The organism is Dysgonomonas mossii (assembly GCF_004569505.1).
GTDB lineage: Bacteria > Bacteroidota > Bacteroidia > Bacteroidales > Dysgonomonadaceae > Dysgonomonas.
Genome location: NZ_SPPK01000001.1, coordinates 252,798 through 269,838, shown reverse-complemented (window position 1 = coordinate 269,838; position 17,041 = coordinate 252,798). Strand labels below are relative to the sequence as shown.

The 17,041-nt window shown below is 39.7% G+C and carries 20 protein-coding genes; 5 read left to right on the top strand and 15 right to left on the bottom strand.

Annotated elements, in window-relative coordinates; translation table 11 throughout:
* The first annotated feature begins 219 nt into the window (after positions 1-219).
* On the top strand, positions 220-726 hold the full coding sequence (locus E4T88_RS01355; protein ID WP_135103699.1) for a thermonuclease family protein: 507 nt from the start codon (positions 220-222) through the stop codon (positions 724-726).
* A 2-nt stretch (positions 727-728) separates the two neighbouring features.
* Here E4T88_RS01355 and E4T88_RS01350 read toward each other — a convergent pair whose 3' ends face one another.
* The 12 genes from E4T88_RS01350 to atpD form a co-directional block, all read right to left on the bottom strand.
* Positions 729-1,304, bottom strand: coding sequence for a flavin reductase family protein (locus tag E4T88_RS01350; protein ID WP_135103698.1), 576 nt, complete (start codon positions 1,302-1,304; stop codon positions 729-731).
* A complete protein-coding gene (locus tag E4T88_RS01345; RefSeq protein WP_006842286.1) occupies positions 1,301-1,762 on the bottom strand; it encodes an aspartate carbamoyltransferase regulatory subunit in 462 nt (153 codons plus the stop codon). The genes E4T88_RS01350 and E4T88_RS01345 overlap by 4 nt, the downstream gene beginning before the upstream one ends.
* 15 nt (positions 1,763-1,777) lie before the next feature.
* The gene (gene pyrB / locus E4T88_RS01340; RefSeq protein ID WP_006842285.1) at positions 1,778-2,695 is read right to left on the bottom strand and encodes an aspartate carbamoyltransferase; all 918 of its coding nucleotides are present in this window, start codon (positions 2,693-2,695) and stop codon (positions 1,778-1,780) included.
* A gap of 467 nt (positions 2,696-3,162) precedes the next feature.
* Entirely contained in the window at positions 3,163-4,047 is an 885-nt protein-coding gene (locus tag E4T88_RS01335; protein WP_135103697.1) for a F0F1 ATP synthase subunit gamma, read from the bottom strand.
* Between the two features lie 6 nt (positions 4,048-4,053).
* Positions 4,054-5,640: a F0F1 ATP synthase subunit alpha gene (gene atpA, locus E4T88_RS01330; RefSeq protein WP_135103696.1), complete on the bottom strand. Its 1,587-nt coding sequence runs from the start codon at positions 5,638-5,640 to the stop codon at positions 4,054-4,056.
* Positions 5,641-5,710: 70 nt separating this feature from the next.
* Positions 5,711-6,265, bottom strand: coding sequence for a F0F1 ATP synthase subunit delta (locus tag E4T88_RS01325; protein WP_006842282.1), 555 nt, complete (start codon positions 6,263-6,265; stop codon positions 5,711-5,713).
* A 9-nt stretch (positions 6,266-6,274) separates the two neighbouring features.
* Positions 6,275-6,775: a F0F1 ATP synthase subunit B gene (gene atpF / locus E4T88_RS01320; protein ID WP_006842281.1), complete on the bottom strand. Its 501-nt coding sequence runs from the start codon at positions 6,773-6,775 to the stop codon at positions 6,275-6,277.
* 14 nt (positions 6,776-6,789) lie between these two features.
* Positions 6,790-7,041 (bottom strand): ATP synthase F0 subunit C, encoded by a 252-nt coding sequence (atpE, locus tag E4T88_RS01315; protein WP_006842280.1) that lies wholly within the window; start codon positions 7,039-7,041, stop codon positions 6,790-6,792.
* Positions 7,042-7,086: 45 nt separating this feature from the next.
* Positions 7,087-8,187 (bottom strand): F0F1 ATP synthase subunit A, encoded by a 1,101-nt coding sequence (gene atpB / locus E4T88_RS01310; RefSeq protein WP_135103695.1) that lies wholly within the window; start codon positions 8,185-8,187, stop codon positions 7,087-7,089.
* 1 nt (position 8,188) lies between these two features.
* Positions 8,189-8,587, bottom strand: a complete 399-nt coding sequence (locus E4T88_RS01305) for a hypothetical protein (RefSeq protein WP_135103694.1) — start codon at positions 8,585-8,587, stop codon at positions 8,189-8,191.
* 4 nt (positions 8,588-8,591) lie between these two features.
* The gene (atpC, locus tag E4T88_RS01300; RefSeq protein WP_006842277.1) at positions 8,592-8,840 is read right to left on the bottom strand and encodes an ATP synthase F1 subunit epsilon; all 249 of its coding nucleotides are present in this window, start codon (positions 8,838-8,840) and stop codon (positions 8,592-8,594) included.
* An 11-nt stretch (positions 8,841-8,851) separates the two neighbouring features.
* On the bottom strand, positions 8,852-10,366 hold the full coding sequence (gene atpD / locus E4T88_RS01295) for a F0F1 ATP synthase subunit beta (protein ID WP_135103693.1): 1,515 nt from the start codon (positions 10,364-10,366) through the stop codon (positions 8,852-8,854).
* Between the two features lie 336 nt (positions 10,367-10,702).
* On the opposite strand from atpD, the gene E4T88_RS01290 reads away from it, so the two are divergent.
* Together E4T88_RS01290 and E4T88_RS01285 are read left to right on the top strand one after the other, a co-directional pair.
* Positions 10,703-10,861 (top strand): hypothetical protein, encoded by a 159-nt coding sequence (locus E4T88_RS01290; RefSeq protein WP_228093657.1) that lies wholly within the window; start codon positions 10,703-10,705, stop codon positions 10,859-10,861.
* Positions 10,862-10,933: 72 nt separating this feature from the next.
* Positions 10,934-12,127, top strand: a complete 1,194-nt coding sequence (locus tag E4T88_RS01285) for a saccharopine dehydrogenase family protein (protein ID WP_135103691.1) — start codon at positions 10,934-10,936, stop codon at positions 12,125-12,127.
* A 95-nt stretch (positions 12,128-12,222) separates the two neighbouring features.
* Here the strand turns inward: E4T88_RS01285 and E4T88_RS01280 are convergent, their stop codons facing one another.
* The 3 genes from E4T88_RS01280 to E4T88_RS01270 are packed head-to-tail and all read right to left on the bottom strand — an operon-like array spanning position 12,223 to position 14,700.
* On the bottom strand, positions 12,223-12,996 hold the full coding sequence (locus tag E4T88_RS01280) for a TatD family hydrolase (RefSeq protein ID WP_135103690.1): 774 nt from the start codon (positions 12,994-12,996) through the stop codon (positions 12,223-12,225).
* 1 nt (position 12,997) lies between these two features.
* Complete coding sequence (locus E4T88_RS01275) at positions 12,998-13,705, bottom strand: hypothetical protein (RefSeq protein WP_135103689.1); 708 nt, start codon at positions 13,703-13,705, stop codon at positions 12,998-13,000.
* Between the two features lie 17 nt (positions 13,706-13,722).
* Positions 13,723-14,700: a polyprenyl synthetase family protein gene (locus E4T88_RS01270; protein ID WP_135103688.1), complete on the bottom strand. Its 978-nt coding sequence runs from the start codon at positions 14,698-14,700 to the stop codon at positions 13,723-13,725.
* A gap of 178 nt (positions 14,701-14,878) precedes the next feature.
* On the opposite strand from E4T88_RS01270, the gene E4T88_RS01265 reads away from it, so the two are divergent.
* Together E4T88_RS01265 and E4T88_RS01260 are read left to right on the top strand one after the other, a co-directional pair.
* A complete protein-coding gene (locus tag E4T88_RS01265) occupies positions 14,879-15,871 on the top strand; it encodes a glycoside hydrolase family 43 protein (protein ID WP_135103687.1) in 993 nt (330 codons plus the stop codon).
* 16 nt (positions 15,872-15,887) lie between these two features.
* Positions 15,888-17,033 carry an aldose epimerase family protein gene (locus tag E4T88_RS01260; RefSeq protein ID WP_135103686.1) on the top strand — a complete coding sequence of 382 codons (1,146 nt, stop codon included), beginning with the start codon at positions 15,888-15,890 and terminating at the stop codon, positions 17,031-17,033.
* The last annotated feature ends 8 nt before the right edge of the window (positions 17,034-17,041 follow it).

The following is a 17,041-nucleotide window of genomic DNA, read 5'->3' as shown; positions in this document are numbered from 1 at the left end:
TTTTCGTTTATTTCTGCCTATATATTTTAACAAATCTGAGAACTTATTTTATAAGGCTTATTCATTGAATTATTTATCTATCTACTCGCTTATCGATAAAAACAATAAAGACAATATATTAGAAATAATTATTTCTTTCTGTCTCTTTTTAGTTAATTTAGATCTCTACTTCATAATATGCTAATCCTATTTAAAGATAAAAATGAACTTTTATAACGAATGAGAAAATTTATATTCATACTATTACTCTTTATCTCCTGTAACCCGCCTTCCACTGAACCCGCCGAAACAATAAAAGGAAAGGTAGTCAGTGTTGCAGATGGAGATACAATGACCATCCTGACAGATAGCAAGGAACGAATAAAAGTGCGACTCTATGGGATTGATGCTCCCGAAAAAGGACAAGACTTCAGCAGCAAAGCCAGAATCCACTTAAACGAGCTATGCTACGGGAAAACCGTAAAAGTTGAGAAAAAAGGTATCGATCAATATGATAGAGTTTTAGGTATCGTTTATCTCGACGAGTTGAATTTAAATCGAGAGATGGTCAAAGAAGGTTTAGCATGGTACTACAATCATTATGTTGAAGACCCGGTACTCGAAGAATTGGAGAAAACTGCCCGACAACAGAAGTTGAATATCTGGAGTTTGAAAAACCCCACACCTCCCTATGAATATAGAAAAAAGCAAAGATCCGAAAAGTCAGATAGAGAAGCGAGGAACTGAGTTTACAGTTCCTCTTTCTTTTTTCTGACAGTCCAGCCGAAGCCTCCAATCTTTTCTCCTAAGCCATAGTACTGACCATGAGAATATGCAATCGGTTTTGCGCTTTCGAGACTAAATTTTCCGGTTTCCGGATCAATGTACTTTTCATCAGCTTTTACATTTACCACATCCGCGATAAACATATCATGCGAACCTAAACTGAGTATCTCCCGCACTCTACACTCGATGTTTAACGGAGATTCTTCGATGATGGGAACCTGAACAATTGATGCCTTCCCCGGAGTAAGTTTCATTTCGTCAAATTTACTGAAATCCTTACCCGATCTCACTCCACACCAGTCGGTTGCAAAAGCCAAATCTTCTGTTGTTATATTTATTACAAACTCCATATCCCGTTTTATAATTTCATACGAATGCCTTTCGGGTCTTACCGATATATAGCACATCGGGGGATTGGTACAGATAGTACCCAGCCAACTCAAAGTAATAATATTATATTCTTCGGGAGTACTGCCACAACTTATCATGGCAGCAGGCAAAGGATATATCAGTGTTCCCGGCTTCCAGTCTTGCTTCATTTCAGAATAATCTCGTCTTTCTGAATTTTAATGTTACAATAGTGACAGCGGAGCTCTGTATTGTTACAATCAATAACCTCAAAACGTGTAGTCATAGGCTCATTGTTTGTAATACACTTCGGGTTGTTACACTTTACAATTCCATTGATTACTTTAGGTAAAACCACCCTCTTCTTTTCTACAACCTCGTAATCCTTAATGATATTGAGAACTACATTCGGTGCTATGATCGCAATCTTATTGATCACACTTTCTTCAAAATATTTACCTGTGATCTTGATAATTCCCTTCGAAGCCATCTTCTTACTTTCCAGATTATTTCCGATTGTAATAGGATTATCCAGCTTTTCGAGCTCCAACAATGATACTACTTTAAACACTACACTGGGAGGAATATGATCTATGGCTGTTCCGTTGCATAATGCTGCTACCTGCATTGCTTTTCTACGTTCGTTCATATCTTGATATTTTATTTATTCTACTTCTATTCCCAACGCATCACATATCACAGCCTCACGGGTAAACATTCCGTTCTTAGCCTGTTCGAAGTAATAAGCCTTAGGGCTATCATCCACATCCTGCTGTATCTCGTTTACACGAGGCAGGGGATGCAATATTTTCAGATTATCTTTTGCTCCTGCCAACATATCATTTTTGAGAATGTACACATTCTTTACCTTTTCATATTCCATCAGGTCGGTAAAACGTTCTCTCTGTACACGTGTCATATACAGGATATCCGCTTTGTCTATCACCTCTGAATCAAAATCTGTGTGTTCAGAATACTTTATTCCATGTTCATCACAGAAGGCTTTATACGGATCGGGAAGATGCAGTTCTTCGGGTGCAACGAATATAAAGGTTGGATTAAAGTGTGACATTCCAATGATCAGGGAGTGCACAGTACGACCATATTTCAGGTCACCAACGATCGTTATTGTCAGATTATCGAGAGTACCTTGTGTCTTAAATATAGAATAGATATCAAGCATTGTCTGCGTAGGGTGCTGATTGGCTCCATCTCCGGCATTAATGATAGGTATAGAAGAAATCTCCGAAGCATAACGTGCAGCCCCTTCCAAATGGTGTCGCATGATTATAATATCGGCATAGTTGTTTACCATCAGTATGGTATCTTTCAGCGTCTCTCCTTTCGATGAGCTGGTAGTAGCCGCATCAGAAAAGCCTATGATGCGCCCGCCCAAGCGGTTTACTGCAGTCTCAAAACTAAGGCGTGTCCGTGTCGACGGCTCAAAAAAAAGTGTAGCACACACTTTGCCTTCCAATAACCTACGATTAGGTTGCTCGTCAAATTTTTTAGTCAGATTAAGTATTCTCAGAATATCTTCTTTCGAATAATCTGTAATTGAAACCAAGCTTTTATTGCACATAACTATTTATATTTTGTAAGAGTAAAATTCATATTCAACAAAAAGATAACAGAAAAAAGTGACACATTCCACTAAAGCACAAACAACTCATAAACAACACCATACACACCAAAAGGTGACAAAAGTGACAGTTTTACAGCTGCTTTTTATTGTTACTTTTCTATTATCTGTCAACTACCGCAAAGATCTCTATATAAGACAATTTATTTCAAAAAAAATCCCCGAAAAAGAATACTTCTTCGAGGATACTATCTATATCAATAATAATTCATTGGAAATACAGGAACCACTGTCGTGAAAATAATACTGTTGCATATAAGCTATTTTTTCCATCATAATTCTCTATATATTACAACAAAGGTAGTCACTTTTTTTGAGATACAATTTTTTACGAATCAAAAAAACGAAAAAAATAAACCCCAAACTATAAAAGTCCGGGGCTATATTTTATAAAGAATTTTCTCCTATCACTGCAATGCCGAAGCACCACCGATAATATCCAACAATTCGTTTGTAACAGCTTGTTGACGCGACTTGTTGTATTGAATAGTCAGATCCTGCACCAATTCGTCCGCATTGTCTGATGCTATTTGCATAGCAATCATACGTGCAGCATGTTCCGAAGCATTAGCATCGAGCAAGGCAGCATATAAGCGTGAATAAAGCACGGTAGGAATTAAAGAATCGAGAATTTCCTCCTTCGAAGGCTCCAAGATATAGTCTGCAAACATATTTTCGTCTTGCTGACCTTCGGGCTTAGCGCTTTCCAAATCGAAAGGAAGGAATTGTGTCTTCTTTAGTTTCTGCGATCCGGTAGATATGAAATGATGATAAATTAAGATCACTTCATCTATTTCTCCATCAATATATTTCTTTATCAGTTCTTTGGCAAGATCCTGTACGGCTAAGAAGGTAGGCTTATCAGCCATATCCCTGTAATCGCCTTGCGCCGCTATTCCTTGTTTCTTCAGGGCGTCGGCCAATTTTTTACCGATAGGATATACCAAGATATTCCCTGCTCCTATCTCTTCTTTCTTTTTAGCGTAAACGGTACTAAACTCTTTTATTACATTCGAGTTGTATGCACCACAAAGCGAAGAGTTGGAAGCAAAACCAACTATAGCGACTCTCTTTGTTTCTCTTTTTTGGATAAAAGGAGACTCATAGCTTGTATCAGAAGACAGAAGATTAGTCAGAATGACATCCAACTTCTGCTGATAAGGCAAGAAGTTGCTGATTGCATTTTGCGCCTTGTGCAACTTAGATGAAGCTATCATCTTCATTGCAGAAGTAATCTTCTTGGTACTTTTTACAGAGCCAATTCTATTTTTTATTTCCTTAAGAGATGCCATAATTCATTATTTTTTGTACTGAGAAGCAATATCCGCGGCTACTTTCCTGATTTTAGTTTCCACATCTTCGTTGATGACTCCTTTTTTCAGGACATCCAGCACATCAGCTTGATATTGCATTTCCAATGTTCTCAGAAATTCGGTTTCGAACTCATGTATTTTATCTTCCGGCACTTGACGAAGCAAGCCATTTGTTCCGCAATACAGTATGGCGATCTGTTTTTCAACAGGCACCGGCGCATACTGAGGCTGAACCAGCAATACAGTATTCTTCTTACCTTTATCGATAGTCATTGCCGTAACAGGGTCCATATCGCCACCAAACTGGGTAAATGCTTCCAGTTCACGATACTGAGCCTGGTCAATCTTCAATGTTCCGGCAACTTTCTTCATCGCTTTCACCTGAGCCGAACCTCCCACACGAGATACAGATATACCCACATCGATGGCAGGACGCATACCCGCATTGAAGAGGTCTATATCGAGGAATATTTGTCCGTCGGTAATAGAAATAACGTTGGTAGGAATATAAGCAGATACGTCACCGGCCTGAGTTTCGATAATAGGAAGGGCAGTAAGAGAACCTCCCGCTTTCACCTTTCCTTTAAGGCTTGCCGGTAGGTCGTTCATCTGTTCGGCAACCTCCTGTTGGTTGATAATTTTAGCCGCACGCTCCAACAAACGTGAGTGCAAGTAGAAGATATCACCCGGATAGGCTTCACGTCCCGGTGGACGACGAAGAATCAAGGATACTTCACGATATGCAACCGCCTGTTTCGACAAATCATCATATACCACAAGGGCATGACGTCCTGTGTCGCGGAAATATTCTCCGATAGCTGCACCTGCAAACGCAGCAAAGTACTGAACTGCTGCCGGCTCGGCTGCTGTAGCCGAAACTACAACCGTATAGTCAAGTGCACCTTTTTCTTTTAGTGTTTCTACTATATTGGCAACTGTAGAGGCTTTCTGACCGATAGCTACATAAATACAGTATACAGGGTCTCCGGCATCATAATTGCTTCTTTGATTGATAATGGTGTCTATCGCAATTGCAGTTTTACCTGTCTGGCGGTCACCGATAATAAGCTCACGTTGCCCCCGTCCGATGGGAATCATAGCATCTACAGATTTCAATCCGGTCTGTAGAGGCTGGGTTACAGGCTGACGGTATATTACCCCCGGAGCTTTACGTTCCAGTGGCATTTCCAGCAGTTCGCCGGCAATCGGGCCTTTTCCGTCCAAAGGCTCGCCCAGAGGATTGATTACACGCCCTAACATGCCTTCACCCACATTGATGGATGCAATACGGCCTGTACGTTTTACGGTAAATCCTTCCTTGATCTGGTCTGACGGGCCTAACAATACAGCACCGACATTGTCTTCTTCCAAGTTCATCACAACAGCCATAATACCGTTGTCGAACTCAAGAAGTTCGTTTGCCTCTGCATTTTTAAGTCCGTATATGCGAACAACACCATCTCCTACATAGAGAACTGTACCCACCTCCTCGAACTGTACGCGGCTACTGATATTCTCTAGCTGCATTTTCAGCACATCGGAGACTTCGCTTGCTTTTATATTTTCAGACATATTTTATTCAAATTATAAGTTACTATAAAGCTATACGTGGATAGCTCTTTTCAAATAGGTAGAGTATCTATTATCCAATCTTACTGTTTTCGGCGACAAACTTTTGCTTGATACGCTTCAACTGACTTTTTACGCTGGCATCCAACCGGTACGTGTCGATATACAGAATAAAGCCACCTTCGATATCCGGATCTACACTTGTTTCAAAATCAAGCGTCCCCGGTTTAATCTTCTGTAGTAAGCTTTTCATCTTCTGTTTTGTAGCATCATCCACAGGGGTAGCAGTAACAAGCTTCCCGGTATTGATGTGCTTGGCTTCACAATACAAATCGATGTAACTGAGCGCAATATTTCGAAGATACATTTCACGTCTTTTTTTCACTACCAACTCGGCAAAACGAATATACTCGTTACTCGGTTTTGCGCCCACAGCAGCCTTTACCAGCGCAAGCTTATCTTCGGCATTCAACGTAGGATTATCCATTGCCATACGCAAACGGGGTTCGCGGACAAATGACGATGCTACCTTTTTCATTTCGGCAAACAATACATCCTCCGCTTTCTGATCCACTGCATATAGCAACAGAGCTTTAGCATATCGCTTAGAAATCATCCCTTCATTCATAACAGTTGATTAAGATTTAGATACCATAGCTTCATCCACTAGGCGATCAATCATTGACATTTGTTCTTTAGGGTCTTTCAAAGTATCTCGAAGAACTTTTTCGGCAACATCCACAGATAGTTCAGCTACCTGACGACGAATGTCGCGTATAGCCTGATCTTTTTCCATTTGGATCTGCTTTCTTATTTCTTCCATTTCCTTTGCCCCGGCTATCTTGGCTTGCTCACGTGCTTCGTTTATAATACGATCGCGTGTATCAGCCGCCTCTTTCAAGATCTTCACCTGTTCTGCCTTAGCTGATGAAAGTATCTCATCACTTTTTTCTTTTATCGAAGCCAATTGCTCATTGGCTTTCTGGGCTGCGTCCAACGAATCTTGTATATAGTTTTTGCGCTCTTCCACCATTTTGGTTATCACAGGGAAACCAAATTTGGCCAGAACAAAGAAAACTACTATAAAAGATAGGAGCATCCAAAAAAGAAGGCCTGATTCAGGTAATAGTAAATTCATATCTATTTACTAATTTATAGAATAAATCCGCAAACTACAACAGCAAACAAAGCTACCCCTTCTACTAGAGCTGCGGCGATAATCATAGATGTACGAATATCTCCTGCTGCATCCGGCTGACGGGCTATCCCTTCCATAGCAGAACTACCGATTTTACCAATACCGATACCTGCTCCGATTACAGCTAATCCTGCACCCAGTGCAGCACCAAAACCTGTTAAGCTTGTTGCAGCTTCTGCTGCTTGTAATAAAGTTGATAGTAACATAATTCTTTAGTTTAAAATTATTTAATTGTTAATTTACTTTTAATATTAATGTTTCTCTGCATGATGATGTGGCTCTATCTGTGCCAATCCGATAAATACAGCCGACAGCATAGTAAACACATAAGCCTGAATATATGCGACTAATATTTCTACCAGACTGATAAATATAGTCAGCAATACAGATACAACAGTCATCGAACTATTGATCACCGCTCCTAGATTTGCCGTAACGAATATCAAGCAGGTAAGACCGAGTACAATCGAGTGCCCTGCTAGAATATTAGCAAAAAGACGAATCATCAACGCAAAAGGCTTGGTAAATACCCCCACCAGTTCTATCGCTGGCATGATAGGTATCGGCACCTTGAGCCAGGTAGGCACATCAGGCCAGAATACTTCTTTCCAGTATTCTTTCGATCCGAAAAGGTTTACAGTGAAGAATGTAAACACGGCAAGCACTAAAGTGACTGCAATATTACCTGTCACATTTGCACCTCCCGGAAAGAGAGGTATCAATCCCAATAGGTTGTTGAACAAGATGAAGAAGAAAACAGTAAGCAGATAGGGAGAAAACTTTCTATAATTTTTTCCTACACACGGCTTAATAATATCGTCCTGCACACTCATTATAAACATTTCCATAAATCCGACAAAGCCTTTCGGAGCTTTCTTCTCTCCCGTCTTGGCTTGTCTTCTGTACCATTTGGATACGCTAAGGATTATGATTATAAGAAGTGTAGAACTGATTATCAAACTGGTTGCATTCTTCGTCAAGGAAATATCCCAAGGACGTATTTCTTCACCCGAAGCGTTTTTTTCTACAATCTTACCTCTGTATTTACCTTCTTGTGCGATATAAAAACCTTCGTATGCCTCATGCCCATGATGGAACTCAGATGACATAAAAACATGCCAGCCTGAAGTCTCTCCTTTCACGATGATTGGCAACGGTATGGAAATATGTGTATCGCCAAACGAAGTTAAATGCCACTCGTATGCATCAGCAAGGTGATCGAGAATAAGTTCTTTAACATTCAATTCTTTTTCGGGCTGAGCCTCATGTGCATTTTCTGCTGCCAGAGGTTGAAAGCCCATTACAGTAAGTAAAAGAACCGAAGTTAAAATGTATTTTAAATAGTGTTTCATACTATTGTTGTTTTTTCTTTAACCGTTTTTCTATCCTTAGAAACAAATATGCCTCGAAGGCTAGAAAAAGAAGATAGAAAATCATAAAAATAAGGACGAAGCTTTTAATATTTTCTTTTATTACCACGGCATAGGTTGCGATGAAGATAAGCGAGGCGAATACCTTAACTACTTTAGTCAGCATGTATACATTTAGCATTTGTCTTTGTGTCGCTTTGCGACTCGATGAGTCTGCATACAAGACAACCAATGATTCCAGTATTATAAAGAAAGCCAGAATACCTTCGTACCATTTGGGATAAAACTCAGGAAACTGATAGTTGAGCAAAGCCTGTATAAGAGCTCCTGTAACAATCCCAAACAGGGTAATAGAAAGAATTAATTTTACTTTTACATCCATCCCTTTAAGATACACAGATTGTCACAACCCCATTATTCACTTCCACCATGCCACCGCCTACTTCGAGAGATTTTTCCACACCGTTTTCGGTATAGGTAATAACCCCCTTTTGCAAGGCCGAGATCAAAGGAGCATGGTCGGGATAAACCCCGAAGCTGCCTTGAATCCCCGGAATTACAACCGAAGCGACCATTCCGGAGAATAGCTTAGCCTCAGGTGAGATAATATTTAGTTGAAGTTCTGATTTTTTCATATGTAAATTCTTTATCCTGCAACTTGCGCAAGAATCTTCTCGCCTTTTGCCATTGCATCTTCTATTGTACCCACGTTCAAGAATGCTTGTTCAGGAAGGTGATCAACTTCACCGTCCAGAATTTTTTGGAAGCCCTTGATTGTATCCTGAATATCAACAATTACCCCCGGAACACCTGTAAATTGTTCTGCAACATTAAACGGTTGAGACAAAAATCGTTGAATACGTCTCGCACGGTTTACAGTCTGCTTGTCGGTATCCGAAAGCTCTTCCATCCCGAGAATTGCAATAATATCCTGAAGCTCTTTGTTGCGCTGCAATATTTGCTTCACACGTTGAGCTGTATCGTAATGTTCCTGACCTACAACGTTAGGGTCTAAGCTTCGAGAACTGGAACCTAGAGGGTCTACCGCCGGATAAATTCCCATTTCGGTAATCTTACGATCGAGCACCGTTGTGGCATCCAAGTGAGAGAATGTTGTTGCCGGAGCCGGGTCTGTTAAGTCGTCGGCAGGCACATACACGGCTTGCACCGAAGTGATAGATCCATTCTGTGTAGAAGTAATACGCTCCTGCATGGCACCCATCTCTGTTGCCAATGTAGGTTGATATCCTACGGCAGACGGCATACGTCCCAACAAGGCCGACACCTCAGATCCTGCCTGAGTAAAACGGAATATATTATCGATAAAGAATAAGATATCTTTAGGACCTTCAGCTTTCGAGTCACGGAAAGACTCGGCTATAGTCAACCCCGAAAGGGCTACATCGGCACGGGCTCCCGGCGGTTCGTTCATCTGACCGAAAACAAGCGAGATCTGTGACTTCTGAAGTTCGTCGTAGTCAACCTTCGACAAATCCCAGTTACCTTCTTCCATGCTTTTCTTGAACTCTTCTCCATAGCGGATAACGTTTGATTCTATCATTTCCCTCAGCAGGTCGTTACCTTCACGGGTACGCTCTCCTACTCCGGCAAATACAGAATATCCATTATGTTTTTTTGCAATATTGTTGATAAGTTCCATAATCAATACAGTCTTACCCACACCGGCTCCGCCAAATAGACCCACCTTACCTCCTTTTGCGTATGGAGCTAATAAGTCCACAACTTTGATTCCGGTAAATAACACCTCGCGCGTTGTTTGCAGTTCTTCAAACTTAGGTGGTTCTCTATGGATAGGCGCACCATCTTGATTGCTCAAAGGCTTCATACCGTCAATAGAGTTACCTACAACGTTCATCAGACGTCCTTTTACATGGTCACCGATAGGCATTCGAATGGGTGATCCCAGAGGAATCGCTTCAAGCCCACGGCTTAATCCGTCTGTACTGTCCATAGCTACGGCACGCACTGTGTCTTCGCCTATGTGTTGCTTTACTTCGAGAATCAAAGAGCGACCATCAGGTCTTTTAACTTCAAGGGCATCATTGATCTGCGGCAGGTTTAGGGATGGATTGGCTGTATCAAAAAATACATCCACCACCGGCCCGATAACCTGGGATATGTGCCCGACTAATTGTGACATAAGCTTTTGTATTTATTATTGTTTATTTCTAATTTCTTTTGCTTCAACAAATAAAGCCTTATTAACTAAATAAGGTAAGAAGAACTATAATCCTATAATCCTATAAATATTTCAAAAACCTCCTTATCTACAGGGATTTTGTGTGAATTAATAAAAGCTTGAGGTATCTATGCGAAATCAATATGGTACCAGACCCCTCTATCAATTGCCGAAGACAAATATAAGCAATATTAATATTTAATAGTATTTTTGTTGGCAGATTTTATAAGTAAACTTATTTTTTTTAAACCTAATTTAACCATAAATAATAAAGTCTTGAACAAATGCCAGCGATATATGCAGAGCATTGATACAATAGAGCCAAGAGGCTATGATATCCAGTATGGTTTTAGAACAAAGAAAGAGTTTATAGATATTCTTAACCGAAATATTGACATTTATAAAGAAGAATATGATCGTTTTCAAGAAAAGAAATATCCTAATGATTATTTTTAGAATATCTTTGAACTTTGAAATAGACAAATTACAGGTTGTACAAAATAATTATCAATAAATAAAAATAGAGACATGGGAAAAGTATTAATTATCGGAGCCGGAGGAGTCGGAACCGTAGTTGCACATAAGGTCGCACAAAACATGGATGTGTTTACCGAAATAATGCTTGCCAGCCGTACAAAATCGAAATGTGATGCTATTGCTGCGGCCATAGGCGGCAACAAGATACAAACAGCACAGGTAGATGCTGACAACGTGGAAGATCTGAAAAGACTATTCAATTCCTTTAAACCTGAACTTGTGATCAATGTGGCATTACCTTATCAGGATCTTACCATTATGGACGCATGTCTGGCATGTGGGGTAAACTATCTTGATACTGCTAATTACGAGCCGAAGGAGGAAGCTAAATTCGAATATAAATGGCAATGGGCATATCAGGATAAATTTAAAGAAGCCGGACTTACTGCAATATTAGGTTGTGGTTTTGATCCCGGTGTAACCAGTGTATTTACTGCTTATGCGGCTAAACATCATTTCGATGAAATACATTATCTTGACATTGTAGACTGTAATGCCGGAGATCATGGAAAAGCTTTTGCGACAAACTTCAACCCGGAAATCAATATTCGCGAAGTAACCCAAAAAGGCAAATACTGGGAAAACGGAGAATGGGTAGAAACTGAGCCACACGAAATACACAAGCCATTGAATTATCCTGAAATTGGGCCAAAAGAATCGTATGTTATCTATCATGAGGAACTGGAATCTCTGGTAAAGAATTACCCTACCCTCAAAAGAGCTCGCTTTTGGATGACATTCGGACAAGAGTATCTTACTCACCTTCGTGTAATTCAAAATATCGGTATGTCACGTATCGACCCTATTATTTACAATGGTGTTGAGATTGTCCCAATCCAATTCCTGAAAGCCGTGTTACCTGATCCGGGCGAACTTGGAGAAAACTATAAAGGGCAGACTTCTATCGGATGCCGCATAAAAGGAATCAAAGATGGAAAAGAACGCACCTACTATGTATACAACAACTGTTCGCACGAAGATGCTTACAAAGAAACAGGCACACAGGGCGTAAGCTATACCACAGGAGTTCCGGCTACCATAGGTGGTATCATGTTTATGAAAGGCTTATGGCGCAAACCGGGTGTATTCAATGTTGAAGAATTTAATCCCGATCCGTTTATGGAGCAACTAAACAAACAAGGTTTGCCTTGGCACGAATTGTTTGATATAGATTTGGAAATGTAATAACAACGATATTAAATTTACAGCCCTACAAAGATTAATTTCTCGGTAGGGCTGTTTTACTTTACACCAAAAGGTTGACTTATATCAAGAGGTAATTATTTAAGAGCAAAAAGCTTCTCTGCATTTTCTGTTGTTATTTGTCCAACCTCTTCGGCTGGCAAGCCATATATTTCGGCTAGCTTAGTTACAACATTCAATGTATAAGAAGACTCATTCCTTTTTCCTCTGTAAGGAACGGGAGCCAAATAAGGTGAATCTGTTTCAATGATTATAGTTGACAAGTCCGTTTCTTTAAGAACGGTTGGCAATGTAGAGTTCTTAAATGTGACAACGCCGTTGATACCCAACATAAAATTCTTCAACGAAAGAATCCCGTCAAGCTCTTCTACCGTTCCTCCAAAACTATGAAATACTCCTCTTAAGTGCTGTTCGCCGAGATTCTTAATGCAGGATATACATTCGGCTATTGCATCCCTTGAATGTATCGCTACAGGTAAATCATATTCGATACTCCAACGCAGTTGTTCTTCAAAAACCAGTCTCTGTTGCTCCTCAAAGGTTTTATCCCAATAAAGATCAATCCCGATTTCTCCTATTGCAATATATGTGCGTTTAGAAAGCTCTTTTCGGATAATATCTAACTCCTCTTTCCAGTTTGCACCTACACTGGTAGGATGCAACCCCATCATTGGTATACAGTAGCCAGTATATCGATCAGATATATTGTGCAAGCGATCTATAGAAGAAGCATCGATGTTAGGTAGCAATATTTTCTCTACTCCGGCTTGCTTTGCCCGTTTAATAACATCATCTATATCGTTGTCAAATTCTTCAGAATAAATATGTGAGTGCGTATCAATAATTCTCATTTCAATCTGTCTGGTTCTCAAATTTTTCTTTTTCTTCTTTTCTCAAATAATATACAACTCCGTACTCCTTACACCTCTCCAAGCGTTCTTTTGGCGGCAAACCGGCAAAGGCTTTCTCTATCTGGTTCCATACCAAAGTCAAAGTAGCGTCTATATCTTCGCGTTGCTGACTTAAGCTTTCCAGCTGGCGGGAGGTTGTATTTTGATATGTTTTTTGTGCAAAATATGCATCTTTAAATAACGAAAATGCTACGTTCACCCGGGCAATTGTAGGATTGTAGATCGGCGTTCCTCCTTGTGAGATACGTGTCTGCTCACCTTTTATTATATTTTCACCCCAAAAGAGTAACGAATCGTTGCTGGTAAGATCGGGCACAGTAAAATCGCTCGGATCAATCCCGTATAGTTGTTTCACTTCTTTTTTTATCTCATTGCGGATAACACTGAAGTTAAAAACTTGTATAAAATGTGATATATACAATCTTGCGTTTTTTACTAATCGCTGAAATTTACGATTAGCGGTAGCCTGTACTTCGAGGCTATCACGATATCTCACCTGAGCTGTTTCAAAGTTGCGTAGTAAATGTTGTAGTTTGTAAATATCCAGAGTAATTACATTCTGACTAAAAAATGTATTGCTCTTTTCTATTGCCGTTTTCAAAGCCCTTATCCGAGCATTATCAGTATTGGGTAAGCGTCTGTAAGGCATAGTTGTAATGTTTTGTGTTATGAAATTCTTGTCATGAGGCTTTCGGCTAATTTATAAAGCTCTTTTTTCCGTGAGGCATCTATACTTACTTTGTCCAGACATGTCACCGCCTGCTTATAGTAATCATTTATTAGATCTTCTGACTTCTGTTTCAAATTCAGTTTATTATATATGGCTGTCACAGCTTTTATTTTCTCCGCAGCATCATAATTCTCTTTATTAACCCAGCTAATCAGAGCATCTTTCACTTCTTCGCTCAATAGAGCATTGATAAACAAGAAGGTTTTCTTATTGCAAAGGATATCTCCTCCTATTTTCTTCCCAAAGTTGGAACTATCTCCGTAAACATCAAGCAGGTCGTCCATAAGCTGAAAACCGAGTCCTACATGAATACCATAATTATATAAATTTTCAGCATCCTCAGCCGAGGCCCCGGCAACGATAGCACCTTCCTTTAGTGAGCAAGCCAAGAGCACGGCAGTCTTCAAACGTATCATCTCCAAATATTCAGCGATAGTTACATCCATACGTTGTTCAAACTCCATATCGTATTGCTGCCCGCAACATATTTCGGTTGCAGTAGTAGAAAATAAATCTAAAACAGGCTTTAAATATTGGGAATCTATCTTTGCTATCTCCTTATATGCCTCTATCAACATGGCATCGCCTGATAATACAGCAGTATTGTCATTCCATTTGATGTGCACCGTTGGATTTCCCCTACGTATATCGGCTCTATCCATCAAATCATCGTGAAGCAATGTGAAATTATGAAATATCTCTATACCCAAAGCAATTGGGATCACACGTTCCACATCTTCTTTATACAGGTTGTAAGACATCAAGGCTAATGCCGGACGAACACGCTTCCCTCCTAAAGAAAGAATATAAGATATTGGCTCGAAAAGAGACTTAGGAGCAGAACTGTATTCTATCTTTTTTATCTCTGTATTTACTATACTCAATATCTCATCAAAAGTATATAAAGAAGCCATGATTTCGTCTGGATTTTAGAGGTTGGACACCGTGATTTTTCGTGCGATAAATTTTGCTTATCTTGATCTCAACAAAGATAACTTTTTAGCTAGAAAAATCAAAATATTATAAAAACTGAATCTATCTAATCAAAAAAGTCCTATTTTTATGGTTCGGTAATAAAAAATGTATTATTAAATGAAAAACAATTATTTACTTATTTTTGCATGTCTCTCTATCATGCAGGCTTGTACGCCCAAGCAAGCCAACCCTGAACAAAAAGTCACTGCAGGAAACCCAATTATCGAAGGATGGTATGCCGACCCTGAAGGCATAATCTTTGATGACAAATATTGGGTATACCCGACTTATTCTGCACCATATGACGAGCAAGTCTTTATGGATGCCTTTTCATCGCCAGACCTTGTAAACTGGACTAAACACGAACGGATAATCGACACTGCATCTGTAAAATGGGTTAAACGAGCCATGTGGGCTCCGGCAATTCTCAAAAAAGACAACAAGTATTTTCTTTTCTTTGGAGGGAATGATATACAAAGTGATAACGAGTACGGCGGCATTGGTGTAGCTGTTGCCGACAAACCGGAAGGACCATTCAAGGACTACCTTGGCAAACCTCTGATCGACAAGTTTTACAATGGAGCACAACCTATCGATCAGTTTGTGTTTAAGGATAAAGATGGTAGCTACTATATCTATTATGGTGGCTGGAAACATTGTAATGTAGCCAAATTGAATGATGACTTCACAGGCTTAGTTCCATTCGAAGATGGAACAATCTATAAAGAAGTAACACCCGAAAACTATGTTGAAGGTCCATTTATGTTTATACATAACAATAAATATTACTTTATGTGGTCGGAAGGCGGATGGACAGGCCCTGACTATAGCGTAGCTTACGCCATCGCAGACAGTCCGTTCGGACCATTCAAACGCATAGGTAAGATTCTGCAGCAAGATCCGAAAGTAGCTACAGGTGCAGGACACCACTCTGTGATACATGAACCGAAATCGGACAAATGGTATATCGTATATCATCGTCGCCCTCTTACGGAGACAGACGGAAACCACAGAGTTACCTGTATCGATGAAATGCAGTTTGACGAAAACGGATATATAAAACCTGTGGTTATCACCAACGAAGGAGTAAAAGCAAATCCTCTTAAATAATAATTAAATCTAAGTTATGAAGAAAACGTGTTTAGCTGTATTAACAGTATTACTGTTGGCTGTTAGTTGTACAGAAAAAGTTCCCGTAAGCAAATTGACCGAGTCGGGACTCGACAAAAAGAATTTTGAAACAGAAGTAAATGGTAAAAAAGTAGACCTGTTTGTCTTGAAAAATACAAACGGAATGGAAGTATGTATCACCAATTACGGAGGACGCATTGTTTCTGTACTCGTGCCGGACAAGGATAGTAATAAAAAAGATGTTGTAATCGGCTTCGATTCTATACAAGATTATATTAATGTACCCGGAAATAATTACGGAGCGGCAATAGGTCGCTACGGAAACAGAATCGGAAACGGAACTTTCGAACTTGACGGTGTAAAATATGACTTGCCTAAAAACAACTTTGGTCACACGCTACATGGCGGCGACAAAGGTTTTCATACTGTAGTATTCGATGCCAATCAAATAGATGATAAAACAATCGAACTGACTTATCTTTCGAAAGATGGTGAGGAAGGTTTTCCGGGAAACTTAAAAACCAAAATCACTTATACATTGAAAGATGACAACGCTATTGACATCAAGTACGAAGCTGAAACAGATAAACCAACAGTGGTAAATCTGACAAACCATACATATTTCAATATGGATGGTGATCCGGACTCAAAAAATACGGATTGGTTACTCATGCTGAATGCTGACAAATATACTCCGGTAGACTCTACATTTATGACTACAGGCGAGATACTTCCTGTAGAAGGAACAGATATGGATTTCCGCACACCGACTGCTATTGGTGCAAGAATAGACAATTACGACTTTGTTCAGTTGAAAAACGGCAAAGGGTATGACCACAACTGGGTATTAAATACAGGTGGAGACATCAATAAAGTAGCAGCCACACTAGAATCGCCTAAAACAGGGATCGTATTAGAGACATATACTACCGAACCGGGGCTGCAATTCTATGCGGGCAACTTTATGGATGGTAAAGACAAAGGGAAAAAAGGCAAAGCGAATCAATACCGTGCTGCTGTTTGTCTAGAAACTCAAAAATATCCTGATACACCGAACAAAAAAGACTGGCCTTCGGCAACTCTACGCCCGGGTGAGAAATATACAAGTGAAACAATCTATAAATTCTCTGTAAAGAAATAAGAGATTGA

Excerpts from the sequence above, each read along its gene's own strand:
- atpC (WP_006842277.1), bottom strand. The coding sequence starts at position 8,840 with ATGAAAAAATCAGAACTTCAACTAAATATTATCTCACCTGAGGCTAAG.
- E4T88_RS01265 (WP_135103687.1), top strand. The coding sequence starts at position 14,879 with ATGAAAAACAATTATTTACTTATTTTTGCATGTCTCTCTATCATGCAG.
- E4T88_RS01355 (WP_135103699.1), top strand. The coding sequence starts at position 220 with ATGAGAAAATTTATATTCATACTATTACTCTTTATCTCCTGTAACCCG.
- E4T88_RS01350 (WP_135103698.1), bottom strand. The coding sequence starts at position 1,304 with ATGAAGCAAGACTGGAAGCCGGGAACACTGATATATCCTTTGCCTGCT.
- atpB (WP_135103695.1), bottom strand. The coding sequence starts at position 8,187 with ATGAAACACTATTTAAAATACATTTTAACTTCGGTTCTTTTACTTACT.
- atpE (WP_006842280.1), bottom strand. The coding sequence starts at position 7,041 with ATGTTACTATCAACTTTATTACAAGCAGCAGAAGCTGCAACAAGCTTA.
- pyrB (WP_006842285.1), bottom strand. The coding sequence starts at position 2,695 with ATGTGCAATAAAAGCTTGGTTTCAATTACAGATTATTCGAAAGAAGAT.
- E4T88_RS01305 (WP_135103694.1), bottom strand. The coding sequence starts at position 8,587 with ATGGATGTAAAAGTAAAATTAATTCTTTCTATTACCCTGTTTGGGATT.
- atpD (WP_135103693.1), bottom strand. The coding sequence starts at position 10,366 with ATGTCACAATTAGTCGGGCACATATCCCAGGTTATCGGGCCGGTGGTG.
- E4T88_RS01335 (WP_135103697.1), bottom strand. The coding sequence starts at position 4,047 with ATGGCATCTCTTAAGGAAATAAAAAATAGAATTGGCTCTGTAAAAAGT.
- E4T88_RS01260 (WP_135103686.1), top strand. The coding sequence starts at position 15,888 with ATGAAGAAAACGTGTTTAGCTGTATTAACAGTATTACTGTTGGCTGTT.
- E4T88_RS01280 (WP_135103690.1), bottom strand. The coding sequence starts at position 12,996 with ATGAGAATTATTGATACGCACTCACATATTTATTCTGAAGAATTTGAC.
- atpA (WP_135103696.1), bottom strand. The coding sequence starts at position 5,640 with ATGTCTGAAAATATAAAAGCAAGCGAAGTCTCCGATGTGCTGAAAATG.
- E4T88_RS01285 (WP_135103691.1), top strand. The coding sequence starts at position 10,934 with ATGGGAAAAGTATTAATTATCGGAGCCGGAGGAGTCGGAACCGTAGTT.
- atpF (WP_006842281.1), bottom strand. The coding sequence starts at position 6,775 with ATGAATTTACTATTACCTGAATCAGGCCTTCTTTTTTGGATGCTCCTA.
- E4T88_RS01325 (WP_006842282.1), bottom strand. The coding sequence starts at position 6,265 with ATGAATGAAGGGATGATTTCTAAGCGATATGCTAAAGCTCTGTTGCTA.
- E4T88_RS01290 (WP_228093657.1), top strand. The coding sequence starts at position 10,703 with ATGCAGAGCATTGATACAATAGAGCCAAGAGGCTATGATATCCAGTAT.
- E4T88_RS01345 (WP_006842286.1), bottom strand. The coding sequence starts at position 1,762 with ATGAACGAACGTAGAAAAGCAATGCAGGTAGCAGCATTATGCAACGGA.
- E4T88_RS01275 (WP_135103689.1), bottom strand. The coding sequence starts at position 13,705 with ATGCCTTACAGACGCTTACCCAATACTGATAATGCTCGGATAAGGGCT.
- E4T88_RS01270 (WP_135103688.1), bottom strand. The coding sequence starts at position 14,700 with ATGGCTTCTTTATATACTTTTGATGAGATATTGAGTATAGTAAATACA.